This is a genomic window from uncultured Aureimonas sp., assembly GCF_913775355.1.
GTDB lineage: Bacteria > Pseudomonadota > Alphaproteobacteria > Rhizobiales > Rhizobiaceae > Aureimonas.
In genome coordinates, this window is the sequence record NZ_CAJYIU010000043.1 from 1 (window position 1) to 13,329 (window position 13,329).

Here is a 13,329-nt window from a genome sequence, read left to right on the forward strand (position 1 = left end):
CCGTCCGCTCATGCGGCGAGGTCGCGGTCCACGCGCAGCACGATCTTGCCGAAGACCTGCCGTCCTTCCATCCGCTTCAGCGCGACGTCGATGTCGTCGAAGCCGACCTCGGTGTCGATCACCGGCCTGACCCAGCCGCGCGCCATCTTCTCCATCGCGTCGGCCATGTTCTCCATGCGGCAGCCGAACGAGCCGAGGAGTTTGAGCTGCTGCTGGAACAGCATCATCAGGTTGACTTCGGTGGAGACGCCCGAGGTCGAGCCGCAGGTGACGAGCCGGCCACCGCGCTTGAGGCAGAGCATGGAGCCCGCGAACGTGTCCTTGCCGACGTGCTCGAACACGACGTCGACGCCCTTCTTCTTCGTCAGCTTGCGGACGACGCCCTCGAAGCGGTCGGATCGGTAATTGATGACGTGATCGGCGCCGAGCGCCCGCGCCGGTTCGATCTTCTCGTCGGAGCCGACCGTCGTGATCACCGTCGCGCCGTGGCGCTTGGCCAGCTGGATCGCGGCCGTGCCGATGCCGGAGCCGCCGGCATGGACGAGGATGGTCTCGCCGGGCTGGAGCTTGGCGTTGTCGAACAGCATGTGTTCGACCGTGCCGAAGGTGACCGGCGCCAGCGCGGCGCCCACCGCGTCGCAGCCCGGAGGCGCCGGGACGAGAAGACGCGCGGGCAGGTTGATGCGCTCCTGCGCGAAGCCGTCGAGGTGGAAGCCGTGCACGCCGCCGACATGCTCGCAGAGATTGTCGCGGCCCTCGCGGCAGGCGTGGCAGAGCCCGCAGGTGCGCGCGCCATAGATCGAAACAAGCTGACCGGGGATCAGACCGGACGTTCCGGCGCCCAGCGTCTCGACGACGCCCGACGCCTCCGCGCCGATCGTCAGCGGCAGCTTGCGCTTGGCGAAGGCCATGCCGCGCCAGCCCCAGACGTCGATATGGTTGAGCGCGACGACCTGGATGCGAACCGTCACCTCACCGGGACCGGGGGCGCCCGGCGCGTCGACCTCGACGGTCCGCAGGTCTCGGTCGGCGACGAGTTGCAAGGCTCGCATGGAAGCTCCTGGAAGAACGGTCAGCGCGGCTCGCGGCCGAGAACGAGCGAGACGTTCTGGCCGCCGAAGCCGAAGGAATTGGACAGGACGGCCGAAACGTCGGCCGAGCGGGCCGTGTTGGGCACCACGTCGAGCGGGATGGCCGGGTCCGGCTGCTGGTAGTTGATCGTCGGCGGAAGCGTGCCGTTGCGCATCGACAGGATCGAGACCACGGCCTCGATCGCGCCGGCAGCCGTCAGCGTGTGGCCGATCATCGACTTGTTGGACGAGATCGGGACGGAGGCGATCGCGTCGCCGAACACGGCCGCGAGGCCGGTATATTCCATCCGGTCGTTCTCGGGTGTCGAGGTGCCGTGGGCATTGATGTAGCCGATGTCGGCCGGCGTCAGGCCGGCATCCTCGAGACCGGCGCGGATGGTCGAGATGATCGGCGAGCCGTCCGGCTTCGAGCGGGTGCGGTGGAAGTCGTCCGCCTGCTCGCCGATGCCATGGATGACGCCGAGGATCTCGGCGCCCCGCGCGCGCGCGGAAGCGAGCGACTCCAGCACGAGCGCGCCCGCGCCCTCGGCCATGACGAAGCCGTCGCGATCCTTCGAGAAGGGCTTGGACGCGCGCTCCGGGTTCTCGTTCTGCGTCGACAGCGCGGACAGGAGCGAGAAGCGGATGAGGGCTTCGGCGCCAACCGACCCGTCGGTGCCGATGGCGATGCAGCGCTCCGCATCGCCGCGCCGAATGGCTTCCAGCCCGAGCTGGATCGCGCTGGCGCCGGACGCGCAGGCGGTCGACAGCGTGATCGGCAGGCCGCGCGTGCCGAGAGTTTCCGACAGGCGCTCCGAGATGCCGCCGAAGAGCGTCAGGTCGTAGATCGAGGGCGAGCGGTTGGTGCGGGCGAGCTCCAGAAGGCGGTCGTAGCCGGCCTCCTCGCGCGCCTCGCCCGACATCTTGTCGAGCACGAGGCGCTGCGACCATTCCAGCTCGATCGGCGGGGCGGCCAGGAACAGCGGTGCACCGAAGGCGGCCGGGTCGAAGCCCGCCATCGCGATGGCCTCCGTCCCGGCGGCTTCCGCCAGCGCATAGGACAGGGCGATGCCGCTCCATGGCTCGACGGCCATGAAGTCGATCGTGCCGGCGATCGTGGTGCGCAGGTTGTCGGTGGGGAAGCGGGTGATCCGGTGGATGCCCGACCGCCCGGCGGTGAGCGCCGACCAGTTGTCGGCAACGCCCCGTCCGAGCGACGAGACGATGCCGACGCCCGTCACCGCGACCACCGGCCGCCCCTGAAAATCGAGATCGCGAGACGTCATCCGTTCCATCCGTCCTGCGCCGGAGCGCCCGGCTCACACATCATGCTTCAGCGCGGCTCGATCGCCTCGACGAGGGCGACGCCTTCGCCCCGGACATGGCCGACGCCGGTGACGAGGGCGCGGGCTGGCGCGAACTCGGCCGGGCGTTCCTCGCCGCCCGCCGCCGGTCCCGGCAGGCGACCCGCCGACAGGTGGATCGCGGCGAGCGCGACACCCGTCGGAAACTGCGCCTCCATCGCGTGGCCGACTGCGCTGCCGTAGGTCCGCAGAGCCGCGTTCGGGAAACGACGGGTAAGGAGCGAGATCTCCTCTCCCGTCGCGCCGGAGATGCCGGTCGCCCCCGACAGGACAAGGAGTTCGTCGTCGCCGACGCCGCTTTCGTCGAGAAGCCGCCCGAGGCGCTCGGCCAGCCGGCCGTCGCCACGCGGCCCGCGATCGCCAGCCACGAAGCTCAGGCGCCCATAGGCCGTCGCGCCGCGCGCGCGGGCGTGTTCGGCATCCTCCAGCACCAGAAAGGCGCCGACGCTGCCGGGCACGAAGCCCGCATCCTCGCCCGTGCGGGCAGGGACGGGTCGCCATTCGCCGCCGAGGAGGTAGCCTCCGAGTTCGTAGTTGACGAGAAGGTCCTTGCGGGCGGCGGAGAAAGCGCCGCCGACGAGGCAGATACGGCTCTGACCCGCGCGGATACGCGCCGCTGCGACCTGCACGGCGGAAATGCCGGCGCTCTCCTCACCCATGAAGGTGCGCGAGGAGCCCGTCACCTTGTGGACGATCGAGATGTTGCCGGCCATGAGGTTGGAGAGCTGCGCGAGAAACAGCGTCGGGCGCAGTTCGCTCGACAGAAGCTCGTTCATCATCGGCAGCGGATCGTTCTGGCCACGCGCGCGCGCCATCACCAGGGCATCGACGTCGGGATCGCGTTCGCCGCCGCCCGCCGCGACGATCATGTCCACCTTCGCGCGCGTCGCCTCGTCGGCCGCGACGTCGGCGTCGGCCAGCGCCAGGCCCGCCGCATAGACGCCGAGCTTCTGCCAAGTCTCCATCTGGCGCTGGTCGCCCTTCTTCGGGATCTGCAGCGACCAGTCGATCGTGGGAAGGGGATGGACGAAATGCTCGGTCGGCTCGACGCTCTCGATCGCCGGCTGGAAGCTGCCATGCGGAGCCAGCCGAGAGAGATGCGTCTCCACGCCCTCGCCGAGCGAGGACACCAGCCCGACCCCGGTGATCAAGACGTCTCGCGCGGGCAGATCCATGGTCGGTTCCGTCAAGGGTAGGCGCGGGCGCACCGGGCGCCCGCGAGGATGAGTTGCTGGATCGTGCGGTCGGCCGCGTCAGACCGCCTTGGCGGCCCGCAGCTCGTCGATCTTGGCGCAGAGGTTCTTCATGACGAAGTACTCTTCCGTGGAAGCGGCGCCCTCGTTGACCTGCTGCGTCCACTTCTCGAGCGGGATCTTGATGCCGAATTCCTTGTCGATCGCGAAGACGATGTCGAGGAAGTCGAGCGAATCGATGCCGAGATCGTCGATCGTGTGGCTCTCGGGGGTGATCTGGTCGCGGTCGATCTCGCTGGTCTCGGCGATGATGTCGGCGACCCGGTCGAAGGTTGAAGACAAGGGATCTTCCTCGTAAATCTGTCGGATCGTTCGTGCGGCGAACCTATATGCAATCCTCCAGCGTTTGCAAAGCGAACCCGCCGGCTCCTCTTTTGCCCCGTCGCTCGCGGAAACGGCCCGGACTCCATGCGCCCATATCTTCCCGTCCGCTTCGCGGTCGCGCCCATGATCGACTGGACGGATCGCCATTGTCGCTATCTGCACCGCCAGCTGGCGCCCCGGGCGCTCCTTTATACCGAAATGGTGGTCGCCGACGCGATCCTGCATGGCGACCGGGATCGGCTGCTCGGCTTCGACACCGCCGAACACCCGCTCGCCCTCCAGATCGGCGGGTCGGACCCCGCCAAGCTCGCGGAAGCTGCGCGGATCGGCGAAGCCTTCGGTTACGACGAGATCAACCTGAATATCGGCTGCCCGTCGGACCGGGTGCAGTCGGGCGCCTTTGGTGCCTGCCTGATGCGCGATCCCGAGCTCGTGGGGCGTTGCCTTGCCGCGATGCGCGAGGCCGTTGCGATCCCCGTCACGTTGAAATGCCGGATCGGCGTCGACGAGCAGGATCCCGAGCCGGCGCTCGACGCGCTGGCCGACCGGGCCGTGGATGCCGGCGTCTCCGCGATCTGGGTCCATGCGCGCAAGGCATGGCTGCAGGGGCTCAGCCCGAAGGAGAATCGCGAAATCCCGCCGCTCGACTACGAGCGCGTCTACCGGTTGAAGCAGCGCCTGCCGGACATGTTCGTCGGGCTCAACGGCGGTCTCGCGACAACTGAGGCCGCGGCATCGCATCTTGGCCGGGTCGACGGCGTGATGATGGGGCGGGGCGCCTACCAGACGCCGTCCGAACTCGCGCGCGTCGGCGAGCTTTGTCATGACGAGCCGCCGGTGCCGGTCGACTACCCCGCTCTGATCGACGCGATGGCGGCTTATGCCGAGCGGCACATGGCCTCCGGGGGCCGCCTGTCGAACGTGACGCGTCACATGCTCGGGCTGTTCACCGGCCTGCCCGGAGCCCGACGCTGGCGGCAACTCCTGTCGGAACGGGCCGTCCGTCCCCTTGCGACGCCGGATCTCCTGCGTGAAGCCTTCGCCGAGGTTCAGCTGACCCCCGCAGCCGCAGAAGCGGCCTGAGGACGGCGGGATCGAGATGGATTGGGCCGACATCGGAATGCTCGTCGGCCTGCTCGCGGCCGGCGCGCTGCTCTCGGGCTTTCTCGCGGGGCTGCTCGGGATCGGCGGGGGCGCCATCACGGTCCCCGTCCTCTATCAGGTGCTCACGACCCTCGACGTTGCGCCCGACACGCGGATGCAGATCGCGGTCGGAACGTCGCTGGCGCTGATCATCCCGACCTCGATCCGCTCGCTGCGCGCCCACATGGTGCGGGGAGCGGTCGATACGGTGCTCCTCCGGCAGTGGCTCATCACGGTGCCGCTTGGTGCCATTCTCGGCGGAGCGGTCGCCAACCTCCTGCCGTCCGACGTGCTGGCCGCGATCTTCGCCGCCATCGCGCTGGTGCTCGGCGTGCGGATGCTGATCGGCAAATTGCCCTTCGTGCTCGGCAGCGCTCTGCCGGGACGCGCTGGGCGCACGGTGGCGGGCCTCCTGATCGGTGGGCTGTCGGCCATCATGGGGATCGGCGGCGGGGTCCTCAACAACACGTTCATGACGCTCTACGGCCGCTCGATGCATCAGGCCGTCGCGACATCGGCGGGCGTCGGTGTCCTGATCGCCGTCCCCGGCGTCGTGCCGTTCATCGTCGGCGGGTGGGGGCATCCCGACCTTCCGCCGCTCAGCCTCGGCCATGTCAGCCTCGCGGCGCTTGCGATCCTCATCCCGATGTCGATGCCGACGGTCCGGCTCGGCGCGACGCTCGCGCACCGTCTGACGAAGCGTCAGCTGGAGGTCGGCTTCGGGCTGTTTCTCCTGACCGTCGCGATCCGCTTCATGATCGGCGCCTCCTGAGGCGGCCTCAGTCCGACAGGACGAGGCGGTCGCCACGGAAGTCGAGCGACGACAAGGTGCCGAGGAAGCTCATCCCGAGAAGGTTGACGCCGATCCCGTCGCCCTGCGTCACGACTGCCGGCACGCGGCGGCGTTCGATGGAGCCGACGCGCACGCTGTCGAGCGTCACCGGCGCGGCGACCGTGTCGCCGTTGGCGGTGCGGATGCGCGCGGTGTAGCGAAGGCTTGCCGGATCGACGCCGATGGCCGTCGCCGTGTCAGGGTCGATGGCGATCACGCTGGCGCCCGTGTCGACCAGGAACGGGATGCGCCGCCCGTTCACCTCGGCATCGACCGCGAAATGGCTGCCGTCGCCGCGCGCGACCATGACCTGGCCGTCCGCGCCGCCGAGCGTCGCCGTCCGACCGGGGACGAGCACCGCCATCATCCGGTCGCCGACGCCGCGAAGCTCGGGACCGAACGCGTAGGCAGCGATCAGGACGGCGAACGCGACCATCCAGATCGCGGCGCTCCTCGCCGCCTCGCCCCAGCGCCCGCGAAAGGCGACGAGGAGACCGGAGCCGAGAAGCGTCGTCCACAGGCCCATGTAGATCAGCGAGGCGAACGCATCGTCCCGCATTCCCAACACTTCGCCTCTGCCGAACGTCAGGGCGAGGAGCGCGATGCCGATGACGGCGAAGACGAGGAGAAGCCACGTTCCCGACCGCATGTCAGAGTGCCACCACCACGCGGAGGCGCTCGTCGAGCACGCCCATCACGGCCAGCCGTGCGTCCTCCGACATGCCCGACCAGCCGGAGATTTCCTCGATCGTGCGACCACATCCGATGCAGAGGCTTCCCGCCGCGTCGAGGACGCAGATGCGGACACAGGGCGAGGCGAGGGGAGACGGCGTCGATGTCATGGACACGAGATATGGCGCCGGATCACCTGCCGCAACGCGCCCTCTCCGCGACGTGTTCGCCGAGCGGTCAGGAGAGGTCGCCGAGCGCCGGCATGACCTCGAGAACGCGGGCGTGCGGGAAGGTCGCCAGCGCCTCGGTGCCTTGCCCGGGCGCCGAGTTCAGCTCGAACGAGCCGTTGTGGAGGCTCACCAGCGCCTGCACGATGGGCAGGCCAAGGCCGGTGCCCTGTTCGGCGCTCTTGATGGCGTTCGTTCCCTGTCCGAACGAGGAGAGCACCAGCGGCATCTCCTCCTTGGGAATGCCGGGCCCGTTGTCGCGCACCGACACGTACTGACCGCCGCCAGCCGTCCATCCGACGCGCACGAGAATGCGGCCCTTGGCGGGCGTGAACTTCACCGCGTTCGACAGGAGGTTCAGGATCACCTGCCGAAGCGATCGCGGATCCCCCCAGAGCTGCGGCAGGTCCGGCTCGAACTCGGCACGAATCTCGATCCGCTTCGTGTCGGCCTTCATCTGCACGAAGCCGATGGCCGCCTTGGCGATGGCGACGAGGCTCACCGCCTCTTCGTTCAGCGTGTAGCGCCCTGCCTCGACGCGTGACAGGTCGAGGATCTCGTTGATCAGGTCGAGGAGATGCTGGCCGGAATTGTGGATGTCGCGAGCGTAGTCGCGATACGTCTCATTGCCGACGGGGCCGAGAATCTCCTCACCGATCACTTCCGAAAAGCCGAGGATCGCATTGAGCGGCGTGCGCAATTCGTGGCTCATGGTAGCCAGGAACTGCGACTTCGCCAGATTGGCCTCTTCGGCGCGCTGGCGGGCCTGATCCGAGGCGATCCGTGCCGCCTCGATCTCGAAGGTGAACTGGTCGCGTTCCGTGCGATGGCGGATGCGGTCGGTCTTGGAGGCGCGCAGCCGGCTCGAGACCACGGCGAAGAAGGGGATCGCCGACAGGAGCACCCCGTGCAGCGCCATGCGCGACGGATCGTCCGTGGTGAAAGCGAGGTAGGCGGCGACCAGCGCCAGCGGCCCGAAGCTCCACAGAACGACACCCTTTAGGCTCGCGCCGATCAACGCAAGCGTCCCGATGGCGGCCGCCACCACCGCGAGCCGAACCGAATCGAGCGCCTCGAAGCCGCAGGCCTCGCAGGCCGGCCACAACATCAGCACCGCCCAGGGCAGGCCGAGAACGAGATGCCCGAACTGGAACCGGCGCCGCCATGTGAAGGCGGCGACCATCGAGGGCGCGGCCTTCTCGAAGGCGCGCAGCAGGAGAAGGAGCGGAAGGGCGGTGATCAGGTTCAGCCCGATCCAGGCGACCATGATCGGAAGGTCGGCCAAGGCGAAGAGGGCACCGGCGGCCCCGACGATGACGGCCAGCACCGGCAGTCCGGCCGAGAACTGCGGAACGTGCTGGCGAAGGAGCTCCAGCTCGATCCGCGGCGGCATGCCGTCGGCCGAGATCAGCTGGTCGCGGGTCTTGCGAAGCGTGCGCGCCAGCTCCACGCGCTGGCCGGCCGCTCCGCCGCGGGGCATGCTCGACTTGTCCAGGGATGGCGGGGCGGTAAGCGACATCGAAACGGTTCGGGCAAGGGTTGCATGCAGTGGTTCGGCATCATCCTGTTGCGGAAAACTTAAAGAATTGGCTTAAGAAACCGCGAAAGATCGTGGTTCGACGGCGGGATGGCGGCAAGCGGCCGCGTGAGGCCACCGTCGGCCGGAAAGAGGTGGCATTGGACAGGCTCGACAAGAAAATCCTTCGGCTGCTGCAGGAAGACGCGACGCTGGCCGTCGCCGACGTCGCCAAGCGCGTCGGGCTGTCCACGACGCCGTGCTGGCGGCGCATCCAGAAGCTGGAGGAAGAGGGCGTCATCGTCCGGCGGGTCGCCGTTCTCGACCCGGTCAAGGTCAATGCGCGCGTCACGGTGTTCGTCTCGGTTCGCACCGGCTCCCATTCGGTGGAATGGTTGAAGCGGTTTTCCGAGGTCGTCCAGGAGTTTCCGGAGGTCATCGAGTTCTACCGCATGAGCGGAGACGTCGATTATCTCCTGCGCGTCGTCGTGCCGGACATCGCGGCCTACGATTCGTTCTACAAGCGGCTGATCGCCAGGATCGAGATCCGAGACGTCTCCTCGGCCTTCGCGATGGAGCAGATCAAGTACACGACCGAGCTGCCGCTCGACTATCTCGTTCTCGACAAGGACCAGCGGGAGAGCTGACGCCTCCCGCCGGCCCGTCCGGTCAGCGGTTGAGGCGCGCGAGCAGGGAGGATGTGTCCCAACGCTTGCCGCCCATCGCCTCGACCTCGGCGTAGAATTGGTCGATGATCGCAGTACCGGGCAGCGAGGCGCCGTTGCGCTTGGCTTCCGCGAGGCAGATACCGAGATCCTTGCGCATCCATTCGACCGCGAAACCGAAGTCGTAGCGGCCTTCGTCCATGGTCTTGTGGCGGTTCTCCATCTGCCACGAGCCCGCCGCACCCTTCGAGATGACCTCGACGACCTTCGTGATGTCGAGGCCGGCCTTCTGGCCGAAGTGCACGGCCTCCGACAGGCCCTGCACGAGACCCGCGATGCAGATCTGGTTCATCATCTTGGTCAGCTGTCCGGACCCGGCGGGACCCATCAGCCCGATCATTCGCGCGTAGGATTCGATCACCGGGCGGGCGGCGTCGAAGGTCGCGGCCTCGCCGCCCACCATTACCGTGAGAACGCCGTTCTCGGCGCCCGCCTGACCACCGGACACGGGCGCATCGAGGAAGCGCAAGCCCTTCTCGTTGAGGGCCGCTTCCAGCTCGCGCGCGAGCTCCGCGGACGCCGTCGTGTGGTCGACGAGGATGGCGCCGCTCTTCATGCCGGCGAGCGCACCGTCGTCGCCGTAGATCACCGAGCGCACGTCGTCATCGTTGCCGACGCAGACGAAGACGATGTCGGCGTTCGCCGCGGCCTCGCGCGGGGTCGAAGCGCTGCGCCCTCCGTGCTGGCCCACCCAGGCCTCGGCCTTGGCCGGACTGCGATTGAACACGGTGACGTCATGGCCTTTGGCAGCGAGGTGCCCGGCCATCGGAAAGCCCATCACGCCAAGACCGATGAAGCTGGTTGCAACCATTCGAACGTCCTTCCGTTTGCGAAACATTGCGAAAAGTTTAGCTGCCGAACGATGGGCCGCTTCCGAATCGCATCGGGTGTGAGAATGATGGCGGAGAGGGCGAAAGATCCAGTTCCGAAAGCCGGAAAGAGGTCTCGCGTCGTCTCGCGCCGGGGTCGTGGCAAGCGGGAAGGGCGCGCTCGTGGGCGGGAGTGAGACGACGCAGTTGAGTTTGAGTGACGGTACGCCGCACGCGGCGAGGTTGGAGCGTCGACGAGGCCGCCCGACCAAATCGGCGGCGGCCAGCCTGTCCCATACCATCCTCGAAATCGCCTTCCGGCAATTTCTCGACGCCGGCTACAGCGCCACGAGCATGGATTCCGTCGCCGCCGAGGCACGAACGTCGAAGCGTACGCTCTACGACCGATTCCCCTCGAAACAGCGCCTGTTCGAGGCGGCGCTGCATCATCAGATCCTCTTCAACTACGATGCCCTTCGCGTCCTGGAAGCGCAGACAGGCTCGATCAGCGAGACGCTGCCGCAGGTGGCCGCCTGGCTGCGGACCAACACGTTCGCACCCCGCACGATCGCGCTCTTCCGGCTGCTCGCCGCCGAGGGGCATCGGCACCCGGAGCTTGCCGACTATTCCGAAAGCCGCGTGCTGCGGCCGATCGTCATCGCCTTGACCCATATCTTCGAGCGCGCGAGAGAGCGTGGCGAGGTTCGCGACATGCCGCCGGAGTTTCTCGCCAACCAGTTCATCCAGGCGATCTGCGGCGGCGACATCCGCGCCAGCATTTACGGCATTCCGAAGGAAGAGAATGCCGACGCGATCGCCGAACGGACCGACAACGCCCTCGATCTGTTTCTCCACGGCGTCGCCCGCTCGGGCTGACGGGAAGCGCGCGGCGCCGCCTGGGTTCAGCGCTTGAGGTGCCTAGTCAGTCGCGCTTCGGCACGGTTGGTCAGGCGCCGGACGATCTCGACCAGCACGAGGTAGAAGATCGCCGCCCAGACATAGGTCTGGAAATCGAAGCTGCGGGAGAAGGCCCGCCGCGTCTCGCCGAAGAGATCGAAGACGCTGATGATGGCGACGATCGCCGACGCCTTCACCATGAGGATGAACTCGTTGGCGTAAGGGCGCAGTGCGACGATCATCGCCTGCGGGGCGATCACGCGGCGGATGATGACGCGGCGCGGCAGGGCGAGCGCACGCGCGCCTTCCCACTGGCCCTGACGGACGCTCTGGATCGCGCCGCGCAGGATTTCGGCCTGATAGGCGGCGGTGTTGAGGGACAGCGCGAAGATCGCGCAATACCAGGCGTCGCGGAAGAACCACCATAGACCGACGGTCTCGAAGGCGGACCGGAACGTGCCGAACCCGTAATAGATCAGGAAGACCTGCGCGATCAGCGGCGTGCCGCGGAAGAACGAGACGTAGGAAAAGGACGCGCCGCGCGCGAGCCCGTTCTGGGCCATGCGGCCGGCCGCGATCGGCACGGACAGGATCGCCCCGAGCACGTAGGACAGCGTGACGATCGTCAGCGTTGTCCATAGGCCCCGCAGATACACGGGACCGTAGGTCGCGATGAGGTCCGGGTTCCAGACCTCGATCAGATAGGCCACGAGCGCGAGAGCACCGGCCGCCCAGAGGCCGAGTGTCAGGAGACCGGCGATGCCAGGGCGGCGGCGCACGGTGGGGGGAGGAGCAAGGCTCATCGCGCCACCTCGCCGCGCCGGGTCCAGAGTTCCAGGCGCCGGAGGCCGACGGCCGAAACCAATGTGAGGGCGAGATAGAGGACGCAGGCGAAGCCGAAGAAGAAGAACGGCTCGCGCGTCACGCGTGCCGCGACGCCGGTCTCGCGCATGATGTCCGCAAGGCCGATCACCGACACGAGCGCCGTATCCTTCAGAAGGTTCAGCCAGACGTTGGAGAGGCCGGGAAGGCTGATGCGCAGAAGCTGCGGCAGGATCACCAGCCAGAGCGTCCGCCGATGCGACAGGCCGAGCGCCTTGGCGCCTTCCCACTGACCGTCGGGGATGGCGCGGAAGGCGGAAAGAAAGACCTCCGACGAATAGGCCGCAAAGACGAGGCCGAGCGCGACCATGCCCGACACGAAGCTCGACAGCGTCCACTGCCCGAGACCGAGGGCGCCGGTCGCCGCGTTCAGGAGGTTCTGACCACCGTAATAGACGAGGAACAGGGTCAGAAGCTCGGGCAGACCGCGAAACAGTGTCGTGTAGATATCCGCCGACAACCGCAGGCCGGGATCCTCGCCGCGCTTGGCGAGGGCGAGACCGAGGCCGAGAAGAAGCCCGAACGGCAGCGTCGCCAAGGCCAGCGATACCGTGACGAGCACGCCGCGGGCGATTTCGTCACCCCAGCCGGTGTCGCCATAGGCGAGTAGCGCAAGATAGTCCATCTGCCGTTCGCGACCCGCCGACGCTGGAAAGTCAGTGCGCCGGACCCGGGGCGATGGCCCAGGCCCGGCGCGGGTTCAGGAGGTCCGGATCAGCCGCCGTAGACGTCGAACTTGAAGTACTTGTCGTTGATCGTCTTGTAGGTGCCGTTCTGACGGATGGCGACGATGGCGTCGTCGAACATCTTCTTCAGCTTCTCGTCGCCCTTCCGCAGCGCGATGCCGGCGCCCTTGCCGTAGATTTCCTCGTCGACCGGGAGCGTGCCGAGCAGCTTGCAGCAGGCGCCGGCCGGGCTGTCGAGCCACTGGCTCAGCACCACCACGTCGTCGCTGACCGCGTCGAGGCGGCCGTTCTCGATGTCGAGCTTGTATTCCTCGGCGGTCGGATAGACCTTCACGTCGGCGTCGGGGAAGAATTTCTGGACTGCCTGCGCGTGGGTGGTCGACCCTTGAGCGCCGATCGTCTTGCCGGAGAGCGAGGCGGCGCTCGTGTCGGCGATCGTGGAGTCCTTCGGCACGGCGATCGCGCCCGGCGTGTTGTAGTACTTGTTGGTGAAGAGGACCTGCTGCGAGCGCTCCGGCGTGATCGACATCGAGGCGATGATCGCGTCGAAGCGGTTATTCTGGAGGGCGGGGATCATGCCGTCCCAGTCCTGCGTCACGAAGGTGCACTTCACCTTCATCTGCTCGCAGAGCGCGTTGGCGATGTCGATGTCGAAACCGAGGAGCTTACCCGAGGCGTCGAGGTAGTTGAACGGAGGATAGGCGCCCTCGGAGCCGATGCGGACCTCGGTCCAGGTCTTGTTCGCATCGCTCTCCTGCGCCGCGGCGGGAGCGGCGACGAGGGCGGTCAGCGCGACGGCTGCCAGAAGGTTCTGAAACATTGTCATGGGCGTGAGTTATCCTGCCGAGCCGAAAATGAACCGTGCCTGCCTTATGAGCATGCTTCTCGATGGGGCGATGTTGCCGTTTCCGTCAATTTTGGCAACCCGT

At 67.5% G+C, this 13,329-nt stretch carries 15 protein-coding genes; 4 read left to right on the forward strand and 11 right to left on the reverse strand.

The features are described from left to right. Nucleotides 1–8: 8 nt before the first annotated feature. From QZ753_RS03180 to QZ753_RS03195, 4 genes are all read right to left on the reverse strand, one after another. Entirely contained in the window at nt 9–1,052 is a 1,044-nt protein-coding gene (locus QZ753_RS03180; protein WP_294641160.1) for a zinc-binding dehydrogenase, read from the reverse strand. Between the two features lie 20 nt (nt 1,053–1,072). Beyond that, complete coding sequence (locus QZ753_RS03185) at nt 1,073–2,356, reverse strand: beta-ketoacyl-ACP synthase (protein WP_294641162.1); 1,284 nt, start codon at nt 2,354–2,356, stop codon at nt 1,073–1,075. A gap of 47 nt (nt 2,357–2,403) precedes the next feature. Beyond that, nucleotides 2,404–3,609, reverse strand: coding sequence for a beta-ketoacyl-ACP synthase (locus QZ753_RS03190; RefSeq protein ID WP_294641164.1), 1,206 nt, complete (start codon nt 3,607–3,609; stop codon nt 2,404–2,406). A 78-nt stretch (nt 3,610–3,687) separates the two neighbouring features. Next, nucleotides 3,688–3,969, reverse strand: a complete 282-nt coding sequence (locus QZ753_RS03195) for an acyl carrier protein (protein ID WP_090960313.1) — start codon at nt 3,967–3,969, stop codon at nt 3,688–3,690. Between the two features lie 126 nt (nt 3,970–4,095). Between QZ753_RS03195 and dusA the strand changes: the two genes are divergently transcribed. Further along, the gene (gene dusA / locus QZ753_RS03200) at nt 4,096–5,094 is read left to right on the forward strand and encodes a tRNA dihydrouridine(20/20a) synthase DusA (RefSeq protein WP_294641169.1); all 999 of its coding nucleotides are present in this window, start codon (nt 4,096–4,098) and stop codon (nt 5,092–5,094) included. 16 nt (nt 5,095–5,110) lie between these two features. Continuing rightward, on the forward strand, nt 5,111–5,926 hold the full coding sequence (locus tag QZ753_RS03205) for a sulfite exporter TauE/SafE family protein (RefSeq protein ID WP_294641170.1): 816 nt from the start codon (nt 5,111–5,113) through the stop codon (nt 5,924–5,926). Between the two features lie 7 nt (nt 5,927–5,933). Here QZ753_RS03205 and QZ753_RS03210 read toward each other — a convergent pair whose 3' ends face one another. The 3 genes from QZ753_RS03210 to QZ753_RS03220 all read right to left on the reverse strand — a co-directional run bounded on the left by QZ753_RS03210 (nt 5,934) and on the right by QZ753_RS03220 (nt 8,365). Then, nucleotides 5,934–6,635: a TIGR02281 family clan AA aspartic protease gene (locus QZ753_RS03210; protein ID WP_294641172.1), complete on the reverse strand. Its 702-nt coding sequence runs from the start codon at nt 6,633–6,635 to the stop codon at nt 5,934–5,936. Nucleotide 6,636: 1 nt separating this feature from the next. Next, the gene (locus QZ753_RS03215; protein WP_294641183.1) at nt 6,637–6,828 is read right to left on the reverse strand and encodes a DUF1289 domain-containing protein; all 192 of its coding nucleotides are present in this window, start codon (nt 6,826–6,828) and stop codon (nt 6,637–6,639) included. A 67-nt stretch (nt 6,829–6,895) separates the two neighbouring features. Beyond that, nucleotides 6,896–8,365 (reverse strand): ATP-binding protein, encoded by a 1,470-nt coding sequence (locus QZ753_RS03220; RefSeq protein WP_294641173.1) that lies wholly within the window; start codon nt 8,363–8,365, stop codon nt 6,896–6,898. A gap of 197 nt (nt 8,366–8,562) precedes the next feature. On the opposite strand from QZ753_RS03220, the gene QZ753_RS03225 reads away from it, so the two are divergent. Beyond that, on the forward strand, nt 8,563–9,048 hold the full coding sequence (locus QZ753_RS03225) for an Lrp/AsnC family transcriptional regulator (protein WP_090960301.1): 486 nt from the start codon (nt 8,563–8,565) through the stop codon (nt 9,046–9,048). A gap of 22 nt (nt 9,049–9,070) precedes the next feature. On the opposite strand, the gene QZ753_RS03230 is transcribed toward QZ753_RS03225, so the two are convergent. Next, entirely contained in the window at nt 9,071–9,964 is an 894-nt protein-coding gene (locus tag QZ753_RS03230; RefSeq protein WP_294641175.1) for an NAD(P)-dependent oxidoreductase, read from the reverse strand. A gap of 154 nt (nt 9,965–10,118) precedes the next feature. Between QZ753_RS03230 and QZ753_RS03235 the strand changes: the two genes are divergently transcribed. After that, nucleotides 10,119–10,811, forward strand: a complete 693-nt coding sequence (locus QZ753_RS03235; protein ID WP_294641177.1) for a TetR/AcrR family transcriptional regulator — start codon at nt 10,119–10,121, stop codon at nt 10,809–10,811. Between the two features lie 26 nt (nt 10,812–10,837). Here QZ753_RS03235 and QZ753_RS03240 read toward each other — a convergent pair whose 3' ends face one another. The 3 genes from QZ753_RS03240 to QZ753_RS03250 form a co-directional block, all read right to left on the reverse strand. After that, nucleotides 10,838–11,635, reverse strand: a complete 798-nt coding sequence (locus QZ753_RS03240) for an ABC transporter permease (RefSeq protein ID WP_294641178.1) — start codon at nt 11,633–11,635, stop codon at nt 10,838–10,840. Continuing rightward, nucleotides 11,632–12,339: an ABC transporter permease gene (locus QZ753_RS03245; RefSeq protein ID WP_294641180.1), complete on the reverse strand. Its 708-nt coding sequence runs from the start codon at nt 12,337–12,339 to the stop codon at nt 11,632–11,634. Before QZ753_RS03245 ends, QZ753_RS03240 begins: the two co-directional genes overlap by 4 nt. An 89-nt stretch (nt 12,340–12,428) precedes the next feature. After that, a complete protein-coding gene (locus tag QZ753_RS03250; RefSeq protein ID WP_294641181.1) occupies nt 12,429–13,226 on the reverse strand; it encodes an ABC transporter substrate-binding protein in 798 nt (265 codons plus the stop codon). Between the last annotated feature and the right edge of the window lie 103 nt (nt 13,227–13,329).

Coding starts and splice junctions, on each gene's coding strand:
- QZ753_RS03180 (WP_294641160.1), bottom strand. CDS start 1,052: ATGCGAGCCTTGCAACTCGTCGCCGACCGAGACCTGCGGACCGTCGAG.
- QZ753_RS03185 (WP_294641162.1), bottom strand. CDS start 2,356: ATGACGTCTCGCGATCTCGATTTTCAGGGGCGGCCGGTGGTCGCGGTG.
- QZ753_RS03190 (WP_294641164.1), bottom strand. CDS start 3,609: ATGGATCTGCCCGCGCGAGACGTCTTGATCACCGGGGTCGGGCTGGTG.
- dusA (WP_294641169.1), top strand. CDS start 4,096: ATGCGCCCATATCTTCCCGTCCGCTTCGCGGTCGCGCCCATGATCGAC.
- QZ753_RS03205 (WP_294641170.1), top strand. CDS start 5,111: ATGGATTGGGCCGACATCGGAATGCTCGTCGGCCTGCTCGCGGCCGGC.
- QZ753_RS03210 (WP_294641172.1), bottom strand. CDS start 6,635: ATGCGGTCGGGAACGTGGCTTCTCCTCGTCTTCGCCGTCATCGGCATC.
- QZ753_RS03215 (WP_294641183.1), bottom strand. CDS start 6,828: ATGACATCGACGCCGTCTCCCCTCGCCTCGCCCTGTGTCCGCATCTGC.
- QZ753_RS03220 (WP_294641173.1), bottom strand. CDS start 8,365: ATGCCCCGCGGCGGAGCGGCCGGCCAGCGCGTGGAGCTGGCGCGCACG.
- QZ753_RS03230 (WP_294641175.1), bottom strand. CDS start 9,964: ATGTTTCGCAAACGGAAGGACGTTCGAATGGTTGCAACCAGCTTCATC.
- QZ753_RS03240 (WP_294641178.1), bottom strand. CDS start 11,635: ATGAGCCTTGCTCCTCCCCCCACCGTGCGCCGCCGCCCTGGCATCGCC.
- QZ753_RS03245 (WP_294641180.1), bottom strand. CDS start 12,339: ATGGACTATCTTGCGCTACTCGCCTATGGCGACACCGGCTGGGGTGAC.
- QZ753_RS03250 (WP_294641181.1), bottom strand. CDS start 13,226: ATGACAATGTTTCAGAACCTTCTGGCAGCCGTCGCGCTGACCGCCCTC.